Source organism: Agrobacterium sp. Azo12, assembly GCF_029193765.2.
Classification (GTDB): domain Bacteria; phylum Pseudomonadota; class Alphaproteobacteria; order Rhizobiales; family Rhizobiaceae; genus Agrobacterium.
The window spans coordinates 1645812-1668549 of record NZ_JARFYO020000001.1 but is presented as its reverse complement, the minus strand read 5'-3'; the positions used below and the strand labels follow the sequence as shown (position 1 = coordinate 1668549).

Annotated in this window: 27 protein-coding genes; 12 read left to right on the top strand and 15 right to left on the bottom strand. The window is 56.5% G+C overall.

Annotation, left to right across the window (positions count from 1 at the left end; translation table 11 throughout):
* Positions 1 to 196 precede the first annotated feature (196 nt).
* From PYL13_RS07835 to aat, 5 genes are all read left to right on the top strand, one after another.
* Complete coding sequence (locus tag PYL13_RS07835) at positions 197 to 964, top strand: DsbA family protein (protein WP_250982762.1); 768 nt, start codon at positions 197 to 199, stop codon at positions 962 to 964.
* A gap of 315 nt (positions 965 to 1279) precedes the next feature.
* Positions 1280 to 1717 carry a type II 3-dehydroquinate dehydratase gene (aroQ, locus tag PYL13_RS07830; protein ID WP_192487609.1) on the top strand — a complete coding sequence of 146 codons (438 nt, stop codon included), beginning with the start codon at positions 1280 to 1282 and terminating at the stop codon, positions 1715 to 1717.
* A gap of 27 nt (positions 1718 to 1744) precedes the next feature.
* Positions 1745 to 2227 (top strand): acetyl-CoA carboxylase biotin carboxyl carrier protein, encoded by a 483-nt coding sequence (gene accB / locus PYL13_RS07825; protein WP_192487608.1) that lies wholly within the window; start codon positions 1745 to 1747, stop codon positions 2225 to 2227.
* Between the two features lie 11 nt (positions 2228 to 2238).
* Positions 2239 to 3582: an acetyl-CoA carboxylase biotin carboxylase subunit gene (accC, locus tag PYL13_RS07820; protein ID WP_192487607.1), complete on the top strand. Its 1344-nt coding sequence runs from the start codon at positions 2239 to 2241 to the stop codon at positions 3580 to 3582.
* 2 nt (positions 3583 to 3584) lie between these two features.
* A complete protein-coding gene (aat, locus tag PYL13_RS07815) occupies positions 3585 to 4199 on the top strand; it encodes a leucyl/phenylalanyl-tRNA--protein transferase (RefSeq protein ID WP_192487606.1) in 615 nt (204 codons plus the stop codon).
* Positions 4200 to 4364: 165 nt separating this feature from the next.
* Here the strand turns inward: aat and PYL13_RS07810 are convergent, their stop codons facing one another.
* The 5 genes from PYL13_RS07810 to gatB all read right to left on the bottom strand — a co-directional run bounded on the left by PYL13_RS07810 (position 4365) and on the right by gatB (position 7951).
* Positions 4365 to 4799, bottom strand: coding sequence for a DUF2155 domain-containing protein (locus tag PYL13_RS07810; RefSeq protein WP_192487605.1), 435 nt, complete (start codon positions 4797 to 4799; stop codon positions 4365 to 4367).
* Between the two features lie 99 nt (positions 4800 to 4898).
* Positions 4899 to 5297 (bottom strand): NADH:ubiquinone oxidoreductase subunit NDUFA12, encoded by a 399-nt coding sequence (locus tag PYL13_RS07805; protein ID WP_192487604.1) that lies wholly within the window; start codon positions 5295 to 5297, stop codon positions 4899 to 4901.
* Positions 5298 to 5406: 109 nt separating this feature from the next.
* Positions 5407 to 5880, bottom strand: a complete 474-nt coding sequence (locus tag PYL13_RS07800) for a GNAT family N-acetyltransferase (protein WP_275640933.1) — start codon at positions 5878 to 5880, stop codon at positions 5407 to 5409.
* Positions 5877 to 6374, bottom strand: coding sequence for a GNAT family N-acetyltransferase (locus PYL13_RS07795; RefSeq protein ID WP_275640932.1), 498 nt, complete (start codon positions 6372 to 6374; stop codon positions 5877 to 5879). The genes PYL13_RS07800 and PYL13_RS07795 overlap by 4 nt, the downstream gene beginning before the upstream one ends.
* Positions 6375 to 6448: 74 nt before the next feature.
* Positions 6449 to 7951, bottom strand: coding sequence for an Asp-tRNA(Asn)/Glu-tRNA(Gln) amidotransferase subunit GatB (gene gatB / locus PYL13_RS07790; protein WP_192487601.1), 1503 nt, complete (start codon positions 7949 to 7951; stop codon positions 6449 to 6451).
* A gap of 171 nt (positions 7952 to 8122) precedes the next feature.
* On the opposite strand from gatB, the gene PYL13_RS07785 reads away from it, so the two are divergent.
* Complete coding sequence (locus tag PYL13_RS07785) at positions 8123 to 8698, top strand: hypothetical protein (RefSeq protein ID WP_275640931.1); 576 nt, start codon at positions 8123 to 8125, stop codon at positions 8696 to 8698.
* A 21-nt stretch (positions 8699 to 8719) separates the two neighbouring features.
* Here PYL13_RS07785 and PYL13_RS07780 read toward each other — a convergent pair whose 3' ends face one another.
* The gene (locus PYL13_RS07780; protein WP_259145136.1) at positions 8720 to 9229 is read right to left on the bottom strand and encodes a GNAT family N-acetyltransferase; all 510 of its coding nucleotides are present in this window, start codon (positions 9227 to 9229) and stop codon (positions 8720 to 8722) included.
* A gap of 390 nt (positions 9230 to 9619) precedes the next feature.
* Here PYL13_RS07780 and PYL13_RS07775 point away from each other — a divergent pair, with 390 nt between their 5' ends.
* Positions 9620 to 9877 carry a YjhX family toxin gene (locus tag PYL13_RS07775; RefSeq protein WP_250982769.1) on the top strand — a complete coding sequence of 86 codons (258 nt, stop codon included), beginning with the start codon at positions 9620 to 9622 and terminating at the stop codon, positions 9875 to 9877.
* 47 nt (positions 9878 to 9924) lie between these two features.
* On the opposite strand, the gene PYL13_RS07770 is transcribed toward PYL13_RS07775, so the two are convergent.
* The 4 genes from PYL13_RS07770 to PYL13_RS07755 form a co-directional block, all read right to left on the bottom strand.
* Entirely contained in the window at positions 9925 to 10386 is a 462-nt protein-coding gene (locus PYL13_RS07770; protein ID WP_275640930.1) for a GNAT family N-acetyltransferase, read from the bottom strand.
* A gap of 20 nt (positions 10387 to 10406) precedes the next feature.
* Positions 10407 to 11888 (bottom strand): Asp-tRNA(Asn)/Glu-tRNA(Gln) amidotransferase subunit GatA, encoded by a 1482-nt coding sequence (gene gatA / locus PYL13_RS07765; protein ID WP_275640929.1) that lies wholly within the window; start codon positions 11886 to 11888, stop codon positions 10407 to 10409.
* Between the two features lie 119 nt (positions 11889 to 12007).
* Entirely contained in the window at positions 12008 to 12295 is a 288-nt protein-coding gene (gene gatC / locus PYL13_RS07760) for an Asp-tRNA(Asn)/Glu-tRNA(Gln) amidotransferase subunit GatC (RefSeq protein ID WP_192487597.1), read from the bottom strand.
* 166 nt (positions 12296 to 12461) lie between these two features.
* On the bottom strand, positions 12462 to 13172 hold the full coding sequence (locus PYL13_RS07755) for a metal-dependent hydrolase (protein ID WP_275640928.1): 711 nt from the start codon (positions 13170 to 13172) through the stop codon (positions 12462 to 12464).
* Between the two features lie 96 nt (positions 13173 to 13268).
* On the opposite strand from PYL13_RS07755, the gene ruvX reads away from it, so the two are divergent.
* Positions 13269 to 13763: a Holliday junction resolvase RuvX gene (gene ruvX, locus PYL13_RS07750; protein ID WP_275640927.1), complete on the top strand. Its 495-nt coding sequence runs from the start codon at positions 13269 to 13271 to the stop codon at positions 13761 to 13763.
* On the opposite strand, the gene PYL13_RS07745 is transcribed toward ruvX, so the two are convergent.
* The 5 genes from PYL13_RS07745 to PYL13_RS07725 form a co-directional block, all read right to left on the bottom strand.
* Positions 13700 to 14035 carry a DUF6105 family protein gene (locus PYL13_RS07745; protein ID WP_192487594.1) on the bottom strand — a complete coding sequence of 112 codons (336 nt, stop codon included), beginning with the start codon at positions 14033 to 14035 and terminating at the stop codon, positions 13700 to 13702. The two genes, ruvX and PYL13_RS07745, sit on opposite strands and share 64 nt — an antisense overlap.
* Positions 14036 to 14414: 379 nt before the next feature.
* On the bottom strand, positions 14415 to 15050 hold the full coding sequence (locus tag PYL13_RS07740; protein WP_192487887.1) for a TetR/AcrR family transcriptional regulator: 636 nt from the start codon (positions 15048 to 15050) through the stop codon (positions 14415 to 14417).
* Positions 15051 to 15226: 176 nt separating this feature from the next.
* Positions 15227 to 15829: an AAA family ATPase gene (locus PYL13_RS07735; RefSeq protein ID WP_250982774.1), complete on the bottom strand. Its 603-nt coding sequence runs from the start codon at positions 15827 to 15829 to the stop codon at positions 15227 to 15229.
* A 12-nt stretch (positions 15830 to 15841) separates the two neighbouring features.
* Positions 15842 to 17494 (bottom strand): acyl-CoA dehydrogenase family protein, encoded by a 1653-nt coding sequence (locus tag PYL13_RS07730; RefSeq protein WP_275640926.1) that lies wholly within the window; start codon positions 17492 to 17494, stop codon positions 15842 to 15844.
* Positions 17495 to 17618: 124 nt separating this feature from the next.
* On the bottom strand, positions 17619 to 18197 hold the full coding sequence (locus PYL13_RS07725; protein WP_275640925.1) for a LysE family translocator: 579 nt from the start codon (positions 18195 to 18197) through the stop codon (positions 17619 to 17621).
* A gap of 299 nt (positions 18198 to 18496) precedes the next feature.
* Between PYL13_RS07725 and PYL13_RS07720 the strand changes: the two genes are divergently transcribed.
* From PYL13_RS07720 to dprA, 4 genes are all read left to right on the top strand, one after another.
* On the top strand, positions 18497 to 19438 hold the full coding sequence (locus tag PYL13_RS07720; protein ID WP_192487590.1) for an aspartate carbamoyltransferase catalytic subunit: 942 nt from the start codon (positions 18497 to 18499) through the stop codon (positions 19436 to 19438).
* Entirely contained in the window at positions 19435 to 20724 is a 1290-nt protein-coding gene (locus PYL13_RS07715) for a dihydroorotase (protein ID WP_275640924.1), read from the top strand. The genes PYL13_RS07720 and PYL13_RS07715 overlap by 4 nt, the downstream gene beginning before the upstream one ends.
* Before the next feature lie 112 nt (positions 20725 to 20836).
* A complete protein-coding gene (plsY, locus tag PYL13_RS07710) occupies positions 20837 to 21454 on the top strand; it encodes a glycerol-3-phosphate 1-O-acyltransferase PlsY (RefSeq protein WP_259145166.1) in 618 nt (205 codons plus the stop codon).
* 31 nt (positions 21455 to 21485) lie between these two features.
* Positions 21486 to 22628, top strand: coding sequence for a DNA-processing protein DprA (dprA, locus tag PYL13_RS07705; protein WP_275640923.1), 1143 nt, complete (start codon positions 21486 to 21488; stop codon positions 22626 to 22628).
* Positions 22629 to 22738 lie beyond the last annotated feature (110 nt).

Genomic DNA, 22738 nt, shown 5'->3' with positions numbered 1-22738 from the left:
GGATGTGTTGTTTTGAGGACGTCTGCCGCTTTCAAGTCGGAGACTTGCCGCATTCCTCTGCCAATAACAATCCAGCCACCGCGACAATGGGCGCTATTTTTTCGGTTGTGGCGTTTATGGCTTGCCGTAAAATGAATTAATCTGCAAACACCACACCACATGTTTGCTACCGTCTTTCAATGACAACGAGGCCGAAATGAAATTTTCACTAGCATCCGCAACGCTTGCCAGCGTCATGGCCTTTTCGGCAGTTGGCATCAGCGCCCCTGCTCACGCACTGGATGACCAGCAGAAAAAGGAAATCGGCGCGTATATCAAGGAATACCTCATCGCCAATCCGGAGATCATGCTGGAAGTGCAGGATGCGCTTGAGCGCAAACAGTCTGAGGCACGCAACGCCAAGGCATCAGAGGCGGTTAGCAGCAACCAGAAAGCGCTTTTCGAATCGAAATTCGATATCAGCCTCGGCAACCCGAAGGGTGACGTGACGCTGGTCGAGTTCTTCGATTACAACTGCGGTTATTGCAAGCGCGCCATGAGCGACATGGACAACATCCTGAAGTCCGACAAGAACATTCGTGTCGTGCTCAAGGAATTTCCAATCCTCGGACCTGAGTCGCTGGCCGCCCACAAGGTTTCCAATGCCGTGAAGTTGGTGGCGCCGGAGAAGTACCCGGAATTCCAGCGCACGCTGCTTGGCAGCACCGGTCGCGCCAATGAAGACAGCGCCATGGAAGTCGCAACCTCGCTCGGTATCGATGAGGCCGCCATTCGCAAGTCGATGGAAGAAAGCCCCAACACCCCGCAGGTGCAGGAAGCCTATTCGCTTGCCAACAACCTCGGCATTACCGGCACTCCATCCTACATCATCGGCACCGAGGCCGTATTCGGCGCCGTTGGCGCTGATCCACTGAAAGAGAAGATTGCCAATATGCGCACCTGCGGCAAGGCAACCTGCTCGTAACAGAGCAGCCTGCGCCTCGCGTCTTCAACGTTTTCAACTCCCGTGCCGGTCACGGGAATTGCCACCAGCCCTAGTCATCCAGCTGACAAGAAGTATTCCCTTGCAGACAGTTACGAGCGGTTATTCTGTGCCAAAACAGGAATCGCGCTCACGCCGCGCAGTAGCACCGGCCTTGCCGTTTCAATCAAACAATCCACATCAAAATGCTCTTCATGACCAGAAGATTAAGGACAACCCGTGCTTTAAGGCGAACAGGGCTTTTCCTTGATCGCCTTAAAGTCTATAGGTGGCGCTGAATTTTTGACGGAACCGTACATGAGCAAGCTAGTCCTCGTCCTCAACGGCCCCAATCTGAACATGCTTGGGAAGCGGGAGCCGGGTATTTACGGCGGAAAAACCTTGAAAGATATTGAGCAGGATTGCCGCGAGGCAGGCCAGTCGCTCGGCTTTGAGGTGGATTGCCGCCAGTCCAATCATGAAGGTGTGCTGGTCGATTGGCTTCACGAAGCCGACGACCGCGCGATCGGCGTCGTCATCAATCCGGGTGCTTACGGGCATACGTCAATTGCGTTGCATGACGCCATTCGCGCTATTTCCGTGCCGGTACTGGAAGTGCACATTTCCAATATCCACGCCCGCGAGGAATTCCGCCACAAATCGATGATAGCGCCCGCCGCCAAAGGCATGGTTTGCGGCTTCGGCCCATACGGCTACATCATGGCGCTCAACGCACTGAAGAATATCACGCAATAAGAATAAACAAGAGAATAGGGTCTCGTTATGGCTGAAAAGAAAAACGGTATCGACAAGGAACTGATCCGCGATCTCGCGAACATTCTCAACGACACCGACCTGTCGGAAATCGAAATCGAGCAGGACGACCTGCGCATTCGCGTTTCGCGCTCCGCACCGGCAGCAACCGTTTACGCAGCGGCTCCTCCTGCTTATGCAGCACCGGCACCAGCTGCCCCTGCAGCACCGGCCCCGCTCGCAGCGCCAGCGGCATCTGCTGCCCCTGCCCGGAACCCGGCAAACACCGTTACTTCGCCTATGGTCGGCACGGTTTACCTGTCGCCAGCTCCAGGCGCCCGCGCATTCATCGAAGTTGGTGCCACCGTCAAGGAAGGCCAGACGCTTCTCATCGTTGAAGCCATGAAGACCATGAACCAGATCCCGGCTCCAAAGTCCGGCAAGGTCACGGAAATCATCGTCAACGACGCTCAGCCTGTGGAGTATGGTGAAGCCCTCGTGGTCATCGAATAAGGCGGATAAGCATGGTATCCAAGATCCTCATAGCAAACCGTGGCGAAATCGCGCTTCGTGTACTGCGCGCCGCCAAGGAACTCGGCATTCCAACCGTTGCCGTGCATTCCACGGCAGATGCGGATGCGATGCATGTGCGCCTTGCTGATGAAAGCGTTTGCATCGGCCCTCCTCCGTCGCGTGACAGCTACCTCAACATTCACCAGATTGTTGCGGCGTGCGAAATCACCGGCGCGGATGCCGTTCACCCCGGTTACGGCTTCCTGTCGGAAAATGCCAAGTTCGCAGACATTCTAGATGCGCATGGCATTACCTTCATCGGACCGACCGCTGACCATATCCGCATCATGGGTGACAAGATCACCGCCAAGCAGACCGCACAGGAACTGGGTATTCCCGTCGTTCCCGGCTCTGATGGTGAAGTGAAGCCGGAAAACGCGATGGAAATTGCCAAGTCGATCGGCTTCCCGGTGCTTATCAAGGCAACGGCAGGCGGTGGCGGCCGTGGCATGAAGGTTGCCAAGACCGAGGCCGATCTGGACGAAGCCGTTTCCACGGCCCGCTCCGAGGCTCTGGCAGCATTCGGTAACGATGCTGTCTACATGGAAAAATACCTTGGCAAACCACGCCACATCGAAGTTCAGGTCTTCGGTGACGGTGAAGGCAATGCCGTGCATCTGGGTGAACGCGATTGCTCCTTGCAGCGCCGCCACCAGAAGGTCTTGGAAGAAGCAAACTCTCCTGCTTTGACCGTCGAGCAGCGGATGAGCATTGGAGAGATTTGCGCCGACGCCATGCGCAAGCTGAAATATCGTGGTGCAGGCACCATCGAGTTCCTTTACGAAAACGGCGAGTTCTACTTCATTGAAATGAACACCCGTCTGCAGGTGGAGCATCCGGTCACGGAAGCCATCACCGGCATGGACCTCGTGCAGGAGCAGATCCGCGTTGCTTCCGGTCAGGGCCTCTCGGTTACGCAGGCTGATATCAAGTTCAATGGCCATGCCATCGAATGCCGTATCAATGCTGAAGACCCACGCACCTTCGTGCCGTCTCCTGGTACGCTGACCTATTTCCACACTCCGGGCGGTCTTGGCGTTCGCGTCGATTCCGGTGCCTATCAGGGCTACAAGATCCCGCCTTATTACGACAGCATGATCGGCAAGCTGATTGTGCATGGTCGTAACCGTGAGGAGTGCATTGCACGTCTGCGCCGCGCGCTCGACGAGTTCGTTGTGGATGGCATCAAGACCACCCTGCCCCTGTTCCAGGACCTCCTGCAGAACGAGGACATCTTGAAGGGTGACTACGACATTCACTGGCTGGAAAAATATCTGGCCGGTGACGCACACTAAAAATGGCTGGGCGACGCAGCAGAAACGCGGAAATAACACCCGAGATACTGCTGCGCGCCTATTCCGTTGGCCTGTTTCCCATGGCCGATTCGGCTGATGACCCGGAGATTTTCTGGGTCGAGCCAGAAGTCAGAGGCATCATTCCTCTCGACGCTTTCCATGTTTCCAAAAGTCTTGCCAAAGCCATCAGGCGCAAACCGTTCGATATCCGCTTCGACACGGCGTTTGATTCCGTGGTTGGCGGTTGCGCGGCGGAAGCCTCCGACCGGCCCAGCACCTGGATCAATGCCACCATCCGCGCGCTTTACAGCGAGTTGAACATGATGGGTCACGCCCACAGTGTTGAGGCTTGGGAAGGCGATGAACTGGTTGGCGGACTTTACGGGGTGTCTCTAGGCTCGGCATTCTTCGGTGAAAGCATGTTTTCCCGACGCACCAATGCGTCGAAGATCTGCCTCGTCTATCTGGTCGAGCGGTTGCGGGAAAAGGGCTTCACCCTGCTCGATACGCAGTTCACGACCGAACATCTCATGACCTTCGGTGCCATCGATGTTCCCAAGGCAGACTATGCCAAGCTGCTGGAAAAGGCCGTCGACCGGCCGACAATTCGTTTTTAAGGGCGAACATCTGAGCCCCTCACCTGCGGCGTGAGCTCTTCACTGGACAGAACGCCACGGAGATTTCAGCACAAAAAGCGCGTGCCAATGAAAGGCAGAGGCGCTTGGTCGTCATGTGTCGGTTTTGAAAAGTCTGGGGTTTTCCGAGGAGCGCGACACGCTCTCTCAGTTGGTCTGCGATGGAGCAACGACTTCCGACTGCTGTTTGCAGCCTGTCAGCCAAACATCATAGATCGGGTGTTCAACGGCATTGAGACCGGGGCTGTCTGCGAACATCCAGCCGGTAAAGATACGACGTACCTTACGATCGAGGGTGATTTCATCGACCTCGACAAACGAATCGATTTTCTGCGCTTCGGTTTCGTCACGCGAATAACAGACCTTCGGTGTCACCTGCAGCGCGCCGAACTGTACGGTTTCATCGATATAAACATCAAAAGACGTGATGCGGCCGGTGATCTTGTCGATACCGGAGAAGACAGCAACCTTGTTGGAAATACGCTCCGCAGCGGCATTGTTCACCACTGCGAGGGAAGGCAGGCATGCCAGTGCAATAACAGCCAGCACACGCAAAGAACCATCCCGCGTGAATTTCCTCATATCAAACCGTCCCTCAAGAATTGAAACCGCAAGCACGCCAAAGCAAACCTGCTTTCCAGCTATAGTGCGAATATGGCGAAAAGCGTGCAGCAGCCTGATTCAGTTGCCCGGTGTCCAGGCGTCGTAGTCGCCAGTCACGCGAGGACGTTCGCCAGGAACAGCAAGCGAGCCCTTCGGGCGATAAGCCTGCGACGTACCTGTGAGGTTTGGCTGGTGTGCCTTCTGCCAGTCGCGTGGCTTGTAGTCTTCCTGCGAAGGAGGCACATCGGTGCGGTAGTGCATCCAGCCGTGCCAGCCTGGCGGAATTGCGGAAGCTTCTGCGTAACCGTTGTAAACAACCCAACGACGCGGCATGCCCCAGGAGGTGGTGCCGCCTTCGTAGTAGATATTACCCAACTCGTCCTGCCCTACCTTCTTGCCGAAACGCCATGTGTGAAAGCGCGCTCCGATCGTCTGGCCATTCCACCAGGTGAAGATTTGAGTGATAAGAGTCTTCATATCCGTTCCTTCGGCTTGCCCATGCAAGCGCCTACGCAAGCGCAGCATGCTGGCATCAGCTTATGCCGCCATGCGGCGCGATTGTCCAGTATTTCCAATCATCACAATGTTATTTCAGCTTCATTCTGAAGCCGAAATGTCGCCTCTCGAAGCCAAGCCGTTCGTAAAAGCGATGCGCGTCCAGCCGGGCCACGTTCGAGACGAGCTGCACCGTGCCGATATCCAGCTTTTTTGCCTTGTCGATGCAGTAATCGACCATGATTGCGCCAATGCCCTGCCCGCGCATGTCAGACCGCGTCTGCACTGCTTCCATGGCCATGGAAACCGATCCACGACCGACCAGCTTGTTGAGAATGACCGTCTGGAACGTACCGACGATTTCGCCTTCCAACTCCACCACATACAGGCTTTCATTAGGGGATGCGGCAATGGCATCAAAAGCCCTGCTGTAATCAGCAAGCGCCTCCGGATCGGTCGTGTCGCCGTGCGAGCCAACCTCGTCAGCGGCGTAAATGGCGGCGAGCGCTGGAATGTCCCGCTCCTGCGCCTCGCGAATCGCCAGCTGTTCGGCCGAGATCTTCATCTGCGCAGGCTCTTTTCCATGACGATGCCGGGCAGACCTTCAACGCCAGCCATCCGCTCGATTTCATCAACCTCGACAAAACCGACACCTTGATAGAAGGCAATCGCGGGTTTGTTGTTGGGATCGACCTCTAGGCGCATGATTTCCGCATCGGGAAAGCAGGTTTCCAGTTCGGCAAAAATGTCCCGGCCAACGCCCTGGCGCTGGAATTCCGGCGCAACATAAAGCTGATACAACAATGCCGTCTTGGTCATCTTGGTGGACATGGCAGCATATCCCATGCCGCCCAGACGTTTGCCGTCATCTGCAACCAGAAACTCCCCGCCCTTTTTTTCGATGCGCTCCTTGATGGCCTGTGGCGAATGCCAGCTAGCAATCATCTGCTTGACCTTGTCCTCGCCGTAGAGCGGGTCATAGGTGGCGTGCCATGTCTGGGCCAGCAATGTGCGAACTTTCTCAATATCGCGCTCACTCGCTGTGCGAACGAAAAACATGATAAAATTCCTTTTTCTAAAAGAAAAGGCCGGGCACCTTTTCCGGTCCCGGCCCCATCTCTGTCAAAACGACCTTATTCTTCTATGCCCAGCTTGGCCTTGACCAGAGCCTGGACGGCCTGTGGATTGGCCTTGCCGCCGGTGGACTTCATCACCTGACCAACGAACCAGCCGGCAAGGGTCGGCTTTGCCTTGACCTTTTCGACCTGATCCGGGTTGGCGGCGATGATTTCATCCACAGCCTTTTCGATGGCGCCGGTGTCTGTCACCTGCTTCATGCCACGGCTTTCAACGATCTCGGCCGGATTGCCGCCTTCGTTCCAGACGATTTCGAACAGGTCCTTGGCAATCTTGCCGGAAATGGTTTCAGCCTTGATGAGGTCAATGATGCCACCGAGCTGATCGGCAGAAACAGGAGTCTCTTCAATGCCTTTGCTGGCTTTGTTCAAGGCGCCCAGCAAGTCGTTGATAACCCAGTTCGCAGCCAGCTTGGCATCGCGACCAGCCGCAACGGCTTCATAATAATCGGCAATTGCCTTTTCAGACACCAGAATGGACGCGTCATAAACCGACAGGCCCAGTTCGCTGACAAAACGTTCTTTCTTGTCGTCAGGCAGTTCCGGCAGATCAGCCTTCAGGCTTTCAATGAACGCGTCATCGAATTCCAGCGGCAGCAGATCCGGATCGGGGAAATAACGGTAGTCATGCGCATCTTCCTTGGAGCGCATCGAGCGGGTTTCGCCCTTGACCGGATCAAACAGGCGGGTTTCCTGATCGATGGAACCGCCATCTTCGAGAATGCCGATCTGACGACGGGCTTCGGATTCGATGGCCTGACCGATGAAACGGATGGAGTTGACGTTCTTGATTTCGCACCGTGTGCCAAACTCACCGCCCGGCTTGCGCACGGAAACGTTGACGTCAGCGCGCATCGAGCCCTCGTCCATGTTACCATCGCAGGTGCCAAGGTAACGCACGATGGCGCGCAGCTTGGTCATGTAAGCCTTGGCTTCATCGGCGGAGCGCATGTCAGGCTTGGAGACGATTTCCATCAGGGCAACGCCCGAACGGTTAAGGTCTACAAACGACATGGTCGGATGCTGGTCATGCATCGACTTGCCGGCATCCTGTTCCAGATGCAGACGCTCGATACCGATTTCAATATCTTCAAAATTGCCCTGACGGTCCGGTCCGAGCGAGATGATGATCTTGCCCTCGCCGACAATCGGGTCCTTGAACTGCGAAATCTGGTAGCCCTGCGGCAAATCCGGATAGAAATAGTTCTTGCGGTCAAAGATCGAACGCTTGTTGATCTGGGCCTTAAGGCCAAGACCTGTACGAACGGCCTGTGCGACACATTCCTGGTTAATGACCGGCAACATGCCTGGCATGGCAGCATCAACCAGCGACACGTTGGCGTTCGGCGCATTGCCGAACGACGTGGATGCGCCGGAGAACAGTTTCGAATTGGACAAAACCTGTGCGTGGACTTCCATTCCGATTACAATTTCCCAATCGCCGGTAGCACCGGGAATGAAGCGTTTCGGATCTGGTGTGCGCACATCTACAAGGGTCATATCAAGCTCGCGGGATACATTCTTTTCTGTTTGTGGGGTAAAACAAATGTGCTGCATGCGCAAGACTTGTCGCGCTGTTGAAGCCGGGACAAGTTGCCTTGTCACACAATTGGAAAATATATTGGGTATCGCACCCGTCACCGTTTTGCGCCTCACACAGAGATCATCGCCATGAACAAAACTTCGCTCTTTTACGGATCACTCGCAGCCAGCCTCTTTTTTGCCGGCATGGCGCCCGCCCAAGATGCGCCGGTCAAGGATCAGGTTGCCCTTATGACCGACGCCAAGACACAGAAGCTGACGGGCATTGCCCGCAAGACCAAGGACGTCGATGCCCGCCCCGCAGTGGCGGGAGAGGTTATCGTCACCATCATCAAGGGTGAAGGTGTCGAAACCAAATCCAAACCGGCAGAAGCCGGTGACTGGGTTGTTCGCAACCGTTGCCCGGAAACCGGCAACGAGGAGATACTGGTCAAGGCCGCCAAGTTTCCACAGCGTTATGGCGAGGCGCAATCAAAAGCCGATGCGCAGGGTTACAGCGCCTTCAAGCCGCTTGGCAGCGAGATGACCTATTTCATCGTGTCGGAGAAAACCGGCGCCTTCACCTTCACCGCGCCTTGGGGTGAAAGCATGGTTGCCAAGCCGGGCGATGCCATCGTGCAGGTGCCGTCAGACGAAAAGGACACCTACCGGATCGCCGCCAGCTCGTTCAAATGCACCTACGAGATCGTGTCGCCCGCCCCTTAATCCGGGTGGCTGTACAATGCGTTAAAATCCGGGGCCGTAGGTATCCTTCGGCTCCTCGACCAGCTGCTTGCTCAAGCCGATGGATTGCACGTCGCGGTCCAGCTTCGGCGCATAGGTCACGGTCAACCAGTTCACGCTGTAGCCATGCTTCTGGAAAAAGGCGATGGCCTGCTCATTCTGGGCATGGCTTTCCACCCGCACTGATGTGAAGCCCTGCTCGATAATTTCCCGCTCGACATCGGCAAGGAGCAGTGCCCCCACGCCTTTGCGCTGATATTCCGGCGCTATCCAGAAATCACTGATCTTGTCATCGAAGTGTTCGCGGGCCGCCCAACCGACAATTTCGCCATCCAGTTCCGCGACCGTAATGCTCAGCCACGAGGACAGCGTGAAATTTTCAAAGGCAGATCGGGCGTTTTCACTGAGCGCTTTGGTAACGCCAATCGGCGCCATGGCCATTTCCCAGGCCCGCAACCCCAGGGCTGCAAGTGATGCCGCTTCGTCTTCCCGCGCATTGCGTATGCTGACCAAATGCTACCTCCGATCGTCCGGTTGCAGTAGACCATTCATTCCCGCATTTGACCAGTACAAGCTTTCGCCAAGCTCTTCATTCAACATGTATATTTGAGAGTTGTCTCATTTACCGCCGTGGCCGTGTTCTGTGGCCATGCGAACACAGCAACACGGATTGAAACAGGATGCGCACAACACGAGAATCACCTGGACTTGACCATGGCGGCCCTGCTCGCTAACCAGAAAATGTAACGAAGGAGCCTTTATGTTCTCTCAATCGGAGTCCCGGTAACGGCCCTGCCCGCAAGTATCTTGCGCGCCGGGCCCAAATGAAACCGAGCCGGATGCTTTTGTGGCACCCGGGTGTGTTTTCATGCGTCCTTGAGGACGCCGACCGGATTTCCGAAAATGGACATTTCACGCGCCGAACAGCGCATCCTTCACCTGCTCGCGCAAGGCGGCAGAATAGAACTCGTTCGAGACGACAATCGCAAAATCGAAAAGCTGAGCCTTTACACCCGTGACGGCTGGGTTTTCAGCGGCCTCAACCTCGAGACCTTCCGCAAGCTGAAACACAAGCGGGCCATCGCGTCTGCCAGTGGCAAGCCCTATCGCATCACCACACGCGGGCTGGAACTGGTACGCGGTGAACTCGACAACAGGTAAATGGCTGTGCCGGGCAGTAGCATTGCTGCCCGGTGCATCTCCGCAGATTAGAGCACCTGTTCCAACCGCACCTTTTGCAGTTCCACTTTCATGCTGTCAGACCATTGCTGGCCCTGCCAGACGATTTGAAAACCGCACCGTTCGTAAAGGCGGATGGCTGAGACGTTTTTAGCGTGGGTGCTGATCGTCACGGTCCCGATGCCGGCTGCGCGCATCTTCTGCAGAAAATGCTCAACCAGTGCGCGACCGAAGCCACGCCCCTGCCATTCAGGGCCGACCCAAAGGTCAGAAATGTGGTTGGGCTCACCATCCCGCGCACCCCAGCCGGCAATCTCACCGTCGATCTCGACCACTGCGATATCGCTGGTTGATGTGGCGGCAAATTGCGCAAATTCACCCCGGACACGCTCAATGACTGATGGATCGAGATAGACATCCTCGAATGCGTTGCTGGATTGCCATGCCCGAAAACCAACAAGGCCGACCGCTTCACGGTCAGCCTCGTTCATAGCGCGAATGTAAAAGGTGCTTACCACCACTTGGCAGGCGTGAACTTGCCTGCAGCCTGTTCAATGGCATGAGCTGTCTTGAACAGCGTTTCTTCCTCGAAAGGCTTGCCGATGAGCTGCAAACCAAGCGGCAGACCCTTGCCATCAAGACCGGCAGGAACCGAAAGACCCGGCAGGCCAGCCATGTTGACCGTAATGGTGAACACGTCCTGCAGGTACATCTTGACTGGATCCGATGCCAGTTCCTCATCACCAATGGCGAATGCAGACGACGGGGTGATTGGCGCCAGGATGGCATCAACGCCTTCATGGAAGACGTTTTCGAAGTCACGCTTGATCAGCGTGCGAACCTTCTGCGCCTTCAGGTAATAGGCATCGTAATAACCGGCCGACAGCACATAGGTGCCAACCATGATACGGCGCTGAACTTCCTTGCCGAAACCGGCAGCGCGGGAGTTCTGGTACATTTCGGCAATGTTGCCACCGTCAACGCGCAGGCCGTAACGAACGCCGTCATAACGAGCAAGGTTGGACGAGGCTTCGGCAGGTGCGACGATATAATAGGCTGGCAGAGCGTATTTGGTGTGCGGCAGGGAGATGTTGACGATCTCCGCACCCGCATCCTTCAGCCACTCGATACCCTGTGCCCAGAGCTTTTCGATTTCTTCCGGCATGCCGTCGATGCGGTACTCCTTTGGAATACCAATCTTGAGGCCCTTCAGCGACTGGCCAATGGCCTTTTCATAGTCCGGCACCGGCAGATCAACCGACGTGGTATCCTTTGTGTCTACGCTTGCCATGGTCTTCAACAGGATGGCGGCGTCGCGCACGTCGCGGGCAATCGGACCGGCCTGATCGAGCGAGGATGCATAGGCTGCGATACCCCAACGCGAGCAACGGCCGTAGGTTGGCTTGATGCCGACTGTGCCGGTGAAGGCAGCAGGCTGACGGATGGAGCCACCGGTATCGGTTGCGGTTGCACCGGCGCACAGATGTGCAGCAACGGCAGCAGCCGAACCACCGGACGAACCGCCGGGCACCAGGTTCTGGTCAGAACCATTGGCGCGCCATGGGTTGATGGCCGGACCGTAATAAGAGCTTTCGTTGGAAGAGCCCATTGCGAACTCGTCCATGTTTAGCTTGCCCAGCAGAACCGCACCGGCGTCCCACAGGTTCTGCGTGACTGTCGATTCGTACTTTGGCTTGAAGCCATCGAGAATGTGCGAGCAGGCCTGCGTGTGGATATCGCGCGTGGCGAACAGGTCCTTGACGCCAAGCGGAATACCTTCGAGCGCACCGCCCTTGCCGGCTGCCAGCTTCCCGTCAGACGCTTTTGCCATCTCACGTGCCTTTTCAGGTGTGGTGGCGACATAGGTGTTCAGCTTTTCATTGGCAGCATCAATAGCCGCAAGATAGGCGTCCGTCAGTTCGACGGCGGTAATGTCCTTCGCCTGCAGTTTGTCGCGTGCTTCGGCAATGGTGAGGCTGGTCAGTTCGGTCATATCGGCAACGGCTTTCGAATTTTAGAAAATCGGACTGGCAAATGCGGTTATCAAGTTTCCTGTCTAGCACTGGCATTTGCGAAACTGCGTTACGCGTTTCGCGCCAGTATATCCAAGGCTTACTCGACGACCTTTGGAACCATGAAGAAGTTCCGTTCGGACACCGGCGCATTGGCCACAATGTCTTCCGCCTTGTTGCCATCAGTCACGGCATCGGCACGCTTGCGCATCTCCATCGGCGTAACTGACGTCATTGGCTCAACGCCATCGACATTCACTTCCGAGAGCTGCTCCACAAAGCCAAGGATGCCATTCAGCTGGCCCAGCATCTGGTTTGCTTCGTCTTCGGTGACGGCAATACGGGCAAGTTGCGCAACGCGTTTTACGGTGGCGAGATCGACGGACATGTTTCTTCTCCGATGGAATATCCAGAGCCGGTAACCGCCCTTTCGGGAGCTGTGACCGGCCCTTTCGTGTTCTTGTGCTGTTTCCAGCAAAAACCGGCGGCCGGTTTTCCTGAAACTGCTTCACTTCGCTATAATGTTCATGCCCGTCATTCGCAACGGTAGAATATCAGAACGTGATGCTTGCCCCGGCTTTCGGCGTTTCAACCGTGGACTGGGCGCCTTCCATGCCAGCGACGAACTTTTCCGGTGTCTGATCGACAATCGGGAACGAGCCATAGTGGCAAGGCACGACATAACGGAAGTTGAAAAAGCGCTGGCAGGCAAGCGCTGCAACCGCACCACCCATGGTGAAGCGGTCACCGATCGGCACCAGACCAACTTCAGGCTGGTGCAGCTCGTTGATCAGCGCCATGTCGGAGAAGATATCCGTGTCGCCCATGTGGTGGACAGTTGGACCGTCTTCGAAATGCAGCATCAGGCCATTGGCATTGCCCAGTGCGTGCGAAACGCCGTCTTCGGTGATCTGTGCGGAAGAATGCAGTGCATTGGTGAAGGTGGCGGAAAAGCCGAACTTTTCGAACGCGATGGTACCGCCGGTGTTACCGACTTCGATCTTTTCAACACCCTTGGTGCCAAGCCATGCACCAAGATCGGCATTGGCCAGAACCGTAGCACCCGTCTCCTGCGCCAAGCGCACCGTATCGCCAACATGGTCACCATGACCGTGGGTCAAAAGGATATGGGTGATACCGCTTGCCACATCCTTGGCGTCCTGGCCGGTGAAGGATGGATTGCCCGTCAGGAACGGATCGATGAGAATTTTGGCATTTCCGGTTTCAAGACGGAAAGCGGAGTGACCAAGCCATGTCAGTTTCATCGTGTATCTCCTGATTTCAATTCAGATTTTCGTTTCTGTTACGGTAGAAAATGTCATATGTCAGCAACGATAAACACATCATGACAGGGCAGAACCATGGCGAACATTACCATTGAGGAACTGGCGCAGGTTCTGCAACCGGGTCAGGCCATTGCAGGTCTCGACCTTGGCACAAAGACCATCGGTCTTGCCATGTCGGATCTTTCACGACGGTTTGCCACCCCTCGCCCGGTGATCAAACGGGTAAAGTTTACGCAGGATGCGCAGGTTTTGCTGAATTTCGCGGCGAAGGAAAAAGTTCTGGCCTTTGTTATAGGCCTGCCAATGAACATGGACGGTTCTGCGGGGCCACGCGTTCAGGCAACCCGCGCCTTCGTGCGCTCGATGGGTGAAAAAACCGACCTGCCCTTTGTCTATTGGGACGAGCGTCTTTCAACGGTTGCGGCAGAACGTGCGCTTTTGGAAATGGATGTTTCCCGTGCCAAGCGGGCCGAACGCATCGATTCGGCCGCCGCCAGCTTTATTCTTCAAGGCGCTCTGGACAGATTGTCGGCACTTGGCAGGACGATCTCGCTGCCATCTGAAGACTGAGCATTTCCCCGCCACCATTTGGCAATGGCCTTGCGCTTGCGAAAGCCCATGATCGCAAACACGATCAGGCTGTCGACCACGATGGCGCGTGCCACCAATGGCGGAATTGTCTCGGGCGGAATGCCGAGAATATTTCCATAGATATTGAACACCAACTCATGCGCTTCACGCGTCAGCATGAAGATGCCGAAGCTCATGTCGTAGTATGACAGACCGTACCAGCTACCCAGAAGCGTGATTGGCCCGGCCCACAAAATCAGAAACCACTTCATGCCGCCTGCTCCTGATTAAACACACCGTAAGGCAGACCGGACACGACGATCCATCTGGCGAAGGCCATTATACACAGGTTCAAAGTCGGAGCATAAATGTCCAACGGCAAGAATGCAAAAAACGTCATCATGACGCACAAGGATATCCAACGGTACACGGCGGTTCCTCTGCATGCGCTCAACCGGCGCATGGTTAACAAATCATTAACGTAATGTGGACCTGCAGAATTGATGGCGCAAACACAACATGAAAACATGGTTAACGAGAGCCGTCCAACTGTGGAAAACTTTCCGTCCGCCAAAACAACAAAAACCCGTCGGATAAGTTCCGACGGGTTTGTATTTTGATTCACTTATATACCTTGATAGATAGGCGATCTCAGCCGTAAACGCCCCTCACCAGTCGCTTGACAGCGGTTTCGATTTTTTCCCAGTCTTTCGACGTCTTCATCGGCACGCCGGCAAACTGGCCGCTGGTGGCAGCGGAAATAACGATGTGCTGGATTGCCCCGAACAGGACGGCGTTCACGGCGGCGGTATCAACACCCTTGGGTGCAGCCAGCGATCCCTTCATGCGTTCCAGCCACTTGGCTAACGACTTGGCACGGGCTTCCGCCAGACGGGTCACCTGCGGGGAACTGTCAGACACTTCCCAGGCAACGATCTTGCAGACCAGCGGGTCTTCCCGCAACGCATCCATGAAATAAAGCGCCAGCTTTTCCATCAGGTCGCCATAGGTCAACAGAAACATGCCGCCAGTGTCTTCGGGAATGCGGTCCTTGACCCAAGAGCCCAGGTCTTCGCCAATCGCATCGACCAGACCTTCAAGCCCGCCAAAATAACGATAGATCAACTGCTTGTCGCAGCCAGCACGGCGCGCAACGGCGTTGATGCCGAAGCCCTGAAAGCCTTCCTCTGCCAGCAAAGCTTTTGCTGCATTGAAGATGATCTTTTCCGTCGCGGCGCGATCCTTGATGCGCGGGGCCGGTTTTGTTTCAAGTATCGATTCGAGCAAGGCGTCTAACTGTCTGTTGTTGTTGCCGGAAAACAGAAAAAAACTTTCAACGCGGTGCGCCGTTATCAGCGCGCTGCGTCATCAATCTGATTCATGCGACCTGTCTGTTGTCATGTTTTGTCGCCTGTCTTTGCCCATGGTGTGTTTCACCACCGGGAGACATGCTGTTAGCCGGATTACTGCATAGAATCGCGATTGGAAATTGTTTTCAGCAGAAAATCCGCACGATCCTCAACATTTGTTTTGGGAATCGTTACAACGCGATAGCCATAATCGCTGTAACTTTGAATCAAGGCTTCGTAACTGGCCACAGCATCGTCAAAACCATGCTGTCTTTCGCTGTCCGTCTGGTAGATTTCCCGCCATGGCGGAACGGCAAATACCGTCTCGTTATACCTGAATCTGCGGGCCGCCGTTTCAAACCACGGTTTTGGTTCGAGACCGGCATGGGCCGCGCCACTGATCTGATCGATAATACCGCGATCAAAAAACGTCACGCCGGGACGTTTGGCTGCCTCGATCATGAAATTGATGGAACGTGAAATCGTCAGATCGATGAAAGCCGACAGGTTTTGCCAAGGCAGCGCATCGCCGCCAATATAGAGTTGTTCCTTGACCAGTTGGCGGCCGGGCTCCTCGCAGGCGTCAAAACCGCGTTTTGCCAGTTCCGACAACAACGAGGACTTTCCGCCGCCAGAGCAGCCGGTCAGGATGATGAAACGCGCAGACTGCCCCTCAACCAGCGCAGGATCATAGATGTTCTCGATCAAGGCTGTCATGGGCAGTCGGCTTTATGAAACAGGCGGATAAAGAAGGTCGACGATGTATGAGGCGTCGAAGCGCGAATCCAGCATGCCATAGGTCGAGCGCCAGCCACCCGCCAGACGGGTTTCCAGGAAGGCATCGGCGATGCGCCCTGCCCCCAGTCGGCACAGTTCGGCAGCGGCTGCGGCCAGTGCCAACTGTTCGATCAGCAGGCGGGCAGCACCCTCATCACGCTCGCACAGCGCAATGGCGGCACGCAGAACTTCGGTGGTCTTCTTGCCAGATGGCCCAAGGTCACGTTCAAGAACGCTGAACACCAATTCGAACAGATCCTTGCCGCGTTCCAGCACCCGCAGGACATCCAGCGCCATGACGTTGCCGGAGCCTTCCCAGATGGCATTCACAGGGGCTTCACGGTAATGACGGGCAATTGGGCGCTCTTCGACGTAACCATTGCCACCCAGGCATTCCATGGATTCGTAGATCAAGGCAGGCGCGATCTTGCAGCACCAGTATTTGACGGCTGGCGTCATGACGCGCGCATAAGCGGCTTCGGCCGGATTGTTACGCGCATTGTCAAAGGCAGACGCCAGACGGAAAGACAGCGCCGTGGCAGCGGCCACATCCAGCGCCATATCGGCCAGAACACGGGTCATGATCGGCTGGCTGATCAGGTTTTTGCCAAACACCTGACGACCACGGGTATAATGCACCGCTTCCGCAAGCGAAGCGCGCATGATACCAGCCGATGCCAGCGCGCAATCAAGCCGTGTCAGCGTGACCATGTCGAGAATGGTGCGAATGCCGGTACCCGGATCACCCAGAATGTACCCGAAGGCATCGGTGAATTCGACTTCGGCCGACGCGTTGGAACGATTGCCGAGCTTGTCCTTCAGGCGCTGCAGGCGCAGGCCGTTGGACGAACCATCTTCGAGAATGCGCGGCACCAGGAAGCAGCCCATGCCATCGCCCATCTGCGCCAGCATGACGAAACCATCACTCATCGGCGCTGACAGGAACCACTTGTGGCCGGACAGACGATAGATACCCTCGCCCACCCGTTCAGCACTGGTGCGGTTGGCACGCACATCGGTGCCACCCTGCTTTTCCGTCATGCCCATGCCGACGGTGACGGCAGTTTTCTGCATGGCCGGCTTGTTGGTCGAATCATATTTGCGCGACAGGATTTTCGGCGCCCACTCCTTCTGCACGCGTGGCGATGCCATGAGAGCGGCCACCGAGGCGCTGGTCATGGTCAACGGGCACAGATGGCCGGCTTCAAGCTGCGCTGTCAGATAAAACCGCGTGGCACGTGCCTTATGCTCGTTGCCGCGGGTATCGGGATTGGTTTCCCAGGCGCTGGAATGCAGGCCCGATGCCATGGAACGGCGCATCAACGCATGCCATGCCGGATGAAACTCCACCTGATCCAGACGCTCGCCACGCGGACCATGGGTGCGCAACTGCGGCACGCCCTGATTTGCCATGCGGGCAAGTTCCTGCGCCTCAGGCGAGGTAACGTAGCGTCCAAGCTGGTCGAATTCGTCACGCAACGGGCGCGCCAGATCCGATGTCAGGTCAACGATAAGAGGGTCCGAGCGATAGGCATTGATTCCCGCCCATGTGGCAGGTTGATTCAATTCGGCGAGCGCTTCTTCTGTCCGGGAATTCTGAGTCATGAATTGCTTCTAGCTGAGTTTTTTCCAAATTGCATGGGGGTCATATTGGATAATGCCACCCATCAGAAGCTGTCGTGGCAATTCCATTCCCCCATGTGCAACTTTCTCTGCCTTGCAACCAGCCTTACAAAATACCGAAGACATTTCCGGCAAGGCCAAGCGACAGTACCATCAGAAATACCGAGGCAATGCAGCGTACCAGCCGTGGCGAATGTTCGCTGGCGCCGCGTATCAAGAAGGAACCGGCCGACAGCCAAACGAGTGCCACACAGATGATCAGCATGGAAAACATGGCGATATAGGGCAGAAGTTCCGCGACCGACCCCTGCGGCATTAACACGAGTGCGATGATGATTGCCTTGGGGTTAAGGCATGTGGTGACGAAAACGCGGCGCACGGTGACGGCATGTGCGGTGGCTGTCGACTGTGGCAATGTCCACAGGCGAATCGCCAGAAACGATACCCAGACCGCCGAACACAGCTTGATTGCCTGTGAAATGGCGGTGTGCGTGGCCAGAAACTCCGATGCCAGCATGGTCAGCGGCACGACAACCAGCAGATAACCGCAGATTTCGCCTAGCATCAAAGGCAGCGATGCGCGCACCCCTCGCCCGGCACCGGACAAGGCAAGAAGCGTATTTGTCGGGCCTGGTGTCAGCAACAGCGCAAGAATGGCAAATGCAAAAGCGGAATAGGACTGCATTTCTATCGATTCCAATTTACCCTGAACGGCCGTATTGACCGCTCAACCTGTCCTGACACTGCCCATTCATCACGGTTCACGCCTTGATATAAAGCAAGTGGGGGAAACATCACCACGTTTTCACATTCATCCACCATCGGACGCTTGCCCCACGCCGATGCGTTCTCTATAGAGCGCAGGACCGAATTCCGCGGCACTCCACAGGCGTGTTCACAGCGAATGGGAGCGCACGGATACAGCATTCGGGCGTTCCGGGCATTTTCAAGGGAAGATGCGGCGCCCGTCAGGAGGCACACCGCATGGTCTTCTTCCCCCACCGCCATCTGCTTGGCATCAAGGGCCTTTCCCATCAGGATATCACCACTCTTCTCGACAAGGCCGATGAGGCTGTCAAAATCAGCCGTCAGCGCGAGAAAAAGACCACCACTCTGCGTGGTCTGACGCAGATCAACCTGTTCTTCGAAGCATCCACCCGCACACAGTCTTCTTTTGAACTGGCCGGCAAACGACTGGGCGCCGATGTGATGAACATGTCGGTCGGCAACTCCTCCGTCAAAAAGGGTGAGACGCTGATTGATACGGCCATGACATTGAACGCCATGCGGCCGGACGTGCTTGTCGTGCGCCACTCCTCGGCTGGTGCAGCCGCCCTTCTGGCGCAAAAAGTGGCCTGCTCAGTGGTGAACGCCGGCGATGGCCAGCATGAACACCCGACTCAGGCACTTCTTGATGCACTGACGATCCGCCGCGCCAAGGGCCGTCTATCCGGCATTACGGTTGCGATCTGCGGTGATGTGCTGCATTCGCGTGTTGCCCGCTCCAACATCATTCTCCTGAACCAAATGGGTGCGCGGGTGCGTGTGGTTGCGCCGCCAACTCTGCTGCCATCCGGCATCGCCGACATGAGTGTGGAAGTTTACCACTCCATGGCGGAGGGTCTGAAAGGCGCCGACGTGGTGATGATGCTGCGTTTGCAGCGTGAGCGCATGGCCGGTTCCTTCGTGCCTTCGGTGCGCGAATATTTCCACTATTACGGACTGGATGCCGAAAAGCTGAAAGCCGCCAAGGAAGACGCGCTGGTCATGCACCCCGGCCCGATGAACCGTGGTGTCGAAATTGCCTCCGAAGTGGCCGATGGCCCACAAAGCGTGATCGAAAGCCAGGTGGAAATGGGTGTTGCCGTGCGCATGGCTGTCATGGAAACCCTGCTTCTTTCGCAAAATCAGGGAGAACGCGCATGAGCGTCGCAACCGTTCTCAAGAACGCCCGTATCATCGACCCGTCCCGCAATATCGATGAAACCGGCACGATCATCATCGACGCCGATGGCACGATCCTCGCCGCTGGCAAGGATGCGCAAAACCAGGGCACGCCTGAAGGTGCCACCGTCCGTGACGCCAAGGGTCTGCTTGCCGTTCCCGGCCTGGTCGATGCCCGCGTGTTTATTGGCGAACCCGGCGCCGAACACCGCGAAACCATCGAATCCGCTTCGCGTGCAGCGGCCGCCGGTGGCGTGACATCCTTCATCATGATGCCGGACACCGATCCTGTCATTGACGACATCGCGCTGGTCGAGTTCGTCAAAAAGATGGTGCGTGACAAGGCCATCGTGAACGTGCACCCGGCAGCGGCCCTGACAAAGGGGTTGAAGGGTGAGGAAATGACCGAGTTCGGCCTGTTGCAGGAAGCCGGTGCGGTCGCCTTCACCAATGGTCGCCACGCGCTGTCCGATACGCTGGTGTTACGCCGTGCCATGACCTATGCCCGCGAACTGGGTGCGGTGATCGCCCTTGAAACCCGCGACAAATATATCGGCAGCGGCGACATGAATGAGGGGCTTTTTGCAAGCTGGCTCGGCCTGTCCGGCGTGCCGAAAGAAGCCGAGATCATTCCGCTGGAGCGTGACCTGCGCATTGCTGGCCTGACCCGCGCCAACTACCACGCTGCCAAGATTTCCGTGCCGGAATCGGCAGACGCGATCAAGGTTGCCAAGTCTCGCGGCGTCAAAGCCACCAGCGGCATTTCCATCAACCACCTGACACTCAACGAAAACGACATTGGCGAATACCGCACCTTCTTCAAGCTGCAGCCGCCATTGCGCGCCGAAGACGATCGCATGGCCATGGTTGAAGCGCTGAAGGACTGCACGATCGACATCATCGTGTCCTCGCATGACCCGCAGGACGTTGACACCAAGCGCCTGCCGTTTGGTGATGCGGCAAGCGGTGCCGTAGGTCTGGAGACCATGCTGGCGGCAGCACTTCGTCTGCACCACAGCGGCCATGTGCCATTGATGCGCCTGATCGATGCGCTGTCGACCCGTCCGGCGCAGATTTTTGGTCTGGATGCCGGCACGCTCAAGCCGGGTGCCAAGGCGGATATCACGCTGATCGATCTCGACGAGCCATGGCTGGTTTCAAGGGACGCACTGGTGTCGAAATCCAAGAACACACCGTTTGAAGATGCGCGGTTCAGCGGCCGGGCAGTTTCGACCTATGTGGCAGGCAAGCTGGTGTACAGCGCGTAGAGCACGGGCGTCTTTAAAGACACTACACAACAATGCTCTATATATAGAATGACGCATTGGCTTTCCGGAAATTGGGTCCGGTTCTCAAGCCGATGCGCATAAGGGGGACTGAATGAGTGAACTCATGACATTGCAAACGGCGCCTGCCCTTCTGGCGGCGGCTGCACTTCTCGGCTACCTGCTCGGTTCCATTCCGTTTGGCCTGCTTTTGACGCGCATGGCCGGATTGGGCGATGTGCGCAAGATCGGTTCCGGTAATATCGGCGCGACCAATGTCCTGCGCACCGGCAACAAGAAACTGGCTGCCGCAACACTGGTGGGCGATGCGCTGAAGGGCACGGTTGCTGTGCTTCTCGCAGCCAAGCTGTGGGGTTATGAAGCCTCGCTGGTTGCTGGCTTTTTTGCCTTTATCGGTCACCTGTTCCCGGTTTGGCTGGGTTTCAAGGGCGGCAAGGGTGTTGCCACCTATATCGGCGTATTGCTAGGTGCTGACTGGCGCATGATGCTGGCCTTTGCACTGATATGGCTGCTGTGCGCCTTCACCACACGTTATTCCTCGCTTTCCGCTTTGGTTGCAATGCTTGTCATTCCGGTTGCATTGTGGATACTGGGCCCGGAAAAGACGGCCCTGCTGGTGTCGTTGCTGAGCATCATTTCCTGGTGGAAACACCGCGAAAACATTGCCAGACTGATTGCCGGCACGGAAAGCAAGATAGGGAAAAAGGGCTGACAGCATTTGCGGCCCGAAGCGGGGGCGCGAAATGCCGGATGACGGTGCAAGACCGAGCGGCATGCCGCTTTCCGAAAAACAGAAAATTGCATGGCTGAGGCTTATCCGCAGCGAAAATATCGGCCCTGCAACCTTCCGCCAGTTGATCAATCATTTTGGCAGCGCCGAAAAGGCACTGGATGCCCTGCCCGATCTGTCGCGGCGGGGCGGTTCCACCCGCAACCTTCATATTACCACCGTGAACGAAGCAGAACGCGAACTTGAAATCGCCCAGCGTTTTGGCGCGCGCTTCGTCGGCATTGGTGAGGCGGACTATCCGCCAGCCCTCAAGGAAATTGATGCCGCGCCGCCGCTGATTGCCATGAGGGGTGACGGGCGCACGGCAACCCGTCCCAGCATTGGCATTGTCGGTTCGCGCAACGCATCGATCAACGGTGTCAAATTTGCCGCGATGATGGCGCGCGATTGCGGGCGTGAAGGCTATACGATCGCATCCGGTCTGGCGCGCGGCATTGATGCGGCCGCTCACCGTGCCAGCCTTTCAACCGGCACAGTCGCCATGCTGGCCGGCGGACTGGACCGTCCCTATCCACCGGAAAACTTTTCCCTGCTGGACGAGATCTATGCCAATGGCGGTGTGACCATCAGCGAAATGCCGTTTGGCTGGGAGCCACGTGCCCGTGACTTTCCACGCCGCAACCGATTGATTGCCGGTGTTTCGCTGGGCGTGATCATTGTCGAGGCGGCGCAGCGTTCCGGTTCTCTGATCACGGCCCGACTGGCTGGCGATTTCGGACGGCTGGTGTTTGCGGTTCCCGGCTCACCGCTCGACACGCGCTGTCAGGGAACCAACGGCCTTATCAAGGACGGTGCGACGCTGATTACCGAAGCAAAAGACGTGCTGGATGCGATCTCGCCGCTGGTCGCGCCCGATCTGCCGCCGTTTAGCCACGTCAATGAACCGGTACAACACAGCGACATAAGCGAGCCGCGCGACGATGACCGTTCGCTGGTTGCCAATGCGCTCGGCCCCTCGCCGGTCGAGATGGATGACATTATTCGCCACACAGGGCTGACGGCATCGGCCATCATGCTTGTGCTGTTGGAACTGGATATTGCCGGGCGCATCCAGCGCCATGCCGGGGGCAAGATATCGCTGATTTCCAATGGATGAAAACGGGCAAAAAACCATCTTCGATTGTAAAACGGCAGCGGAATACCCACTCATACAATTTGTTTTACAGGACAGAAAATTGCGTTTCCCCCTTGACCCGGAGCAATTCC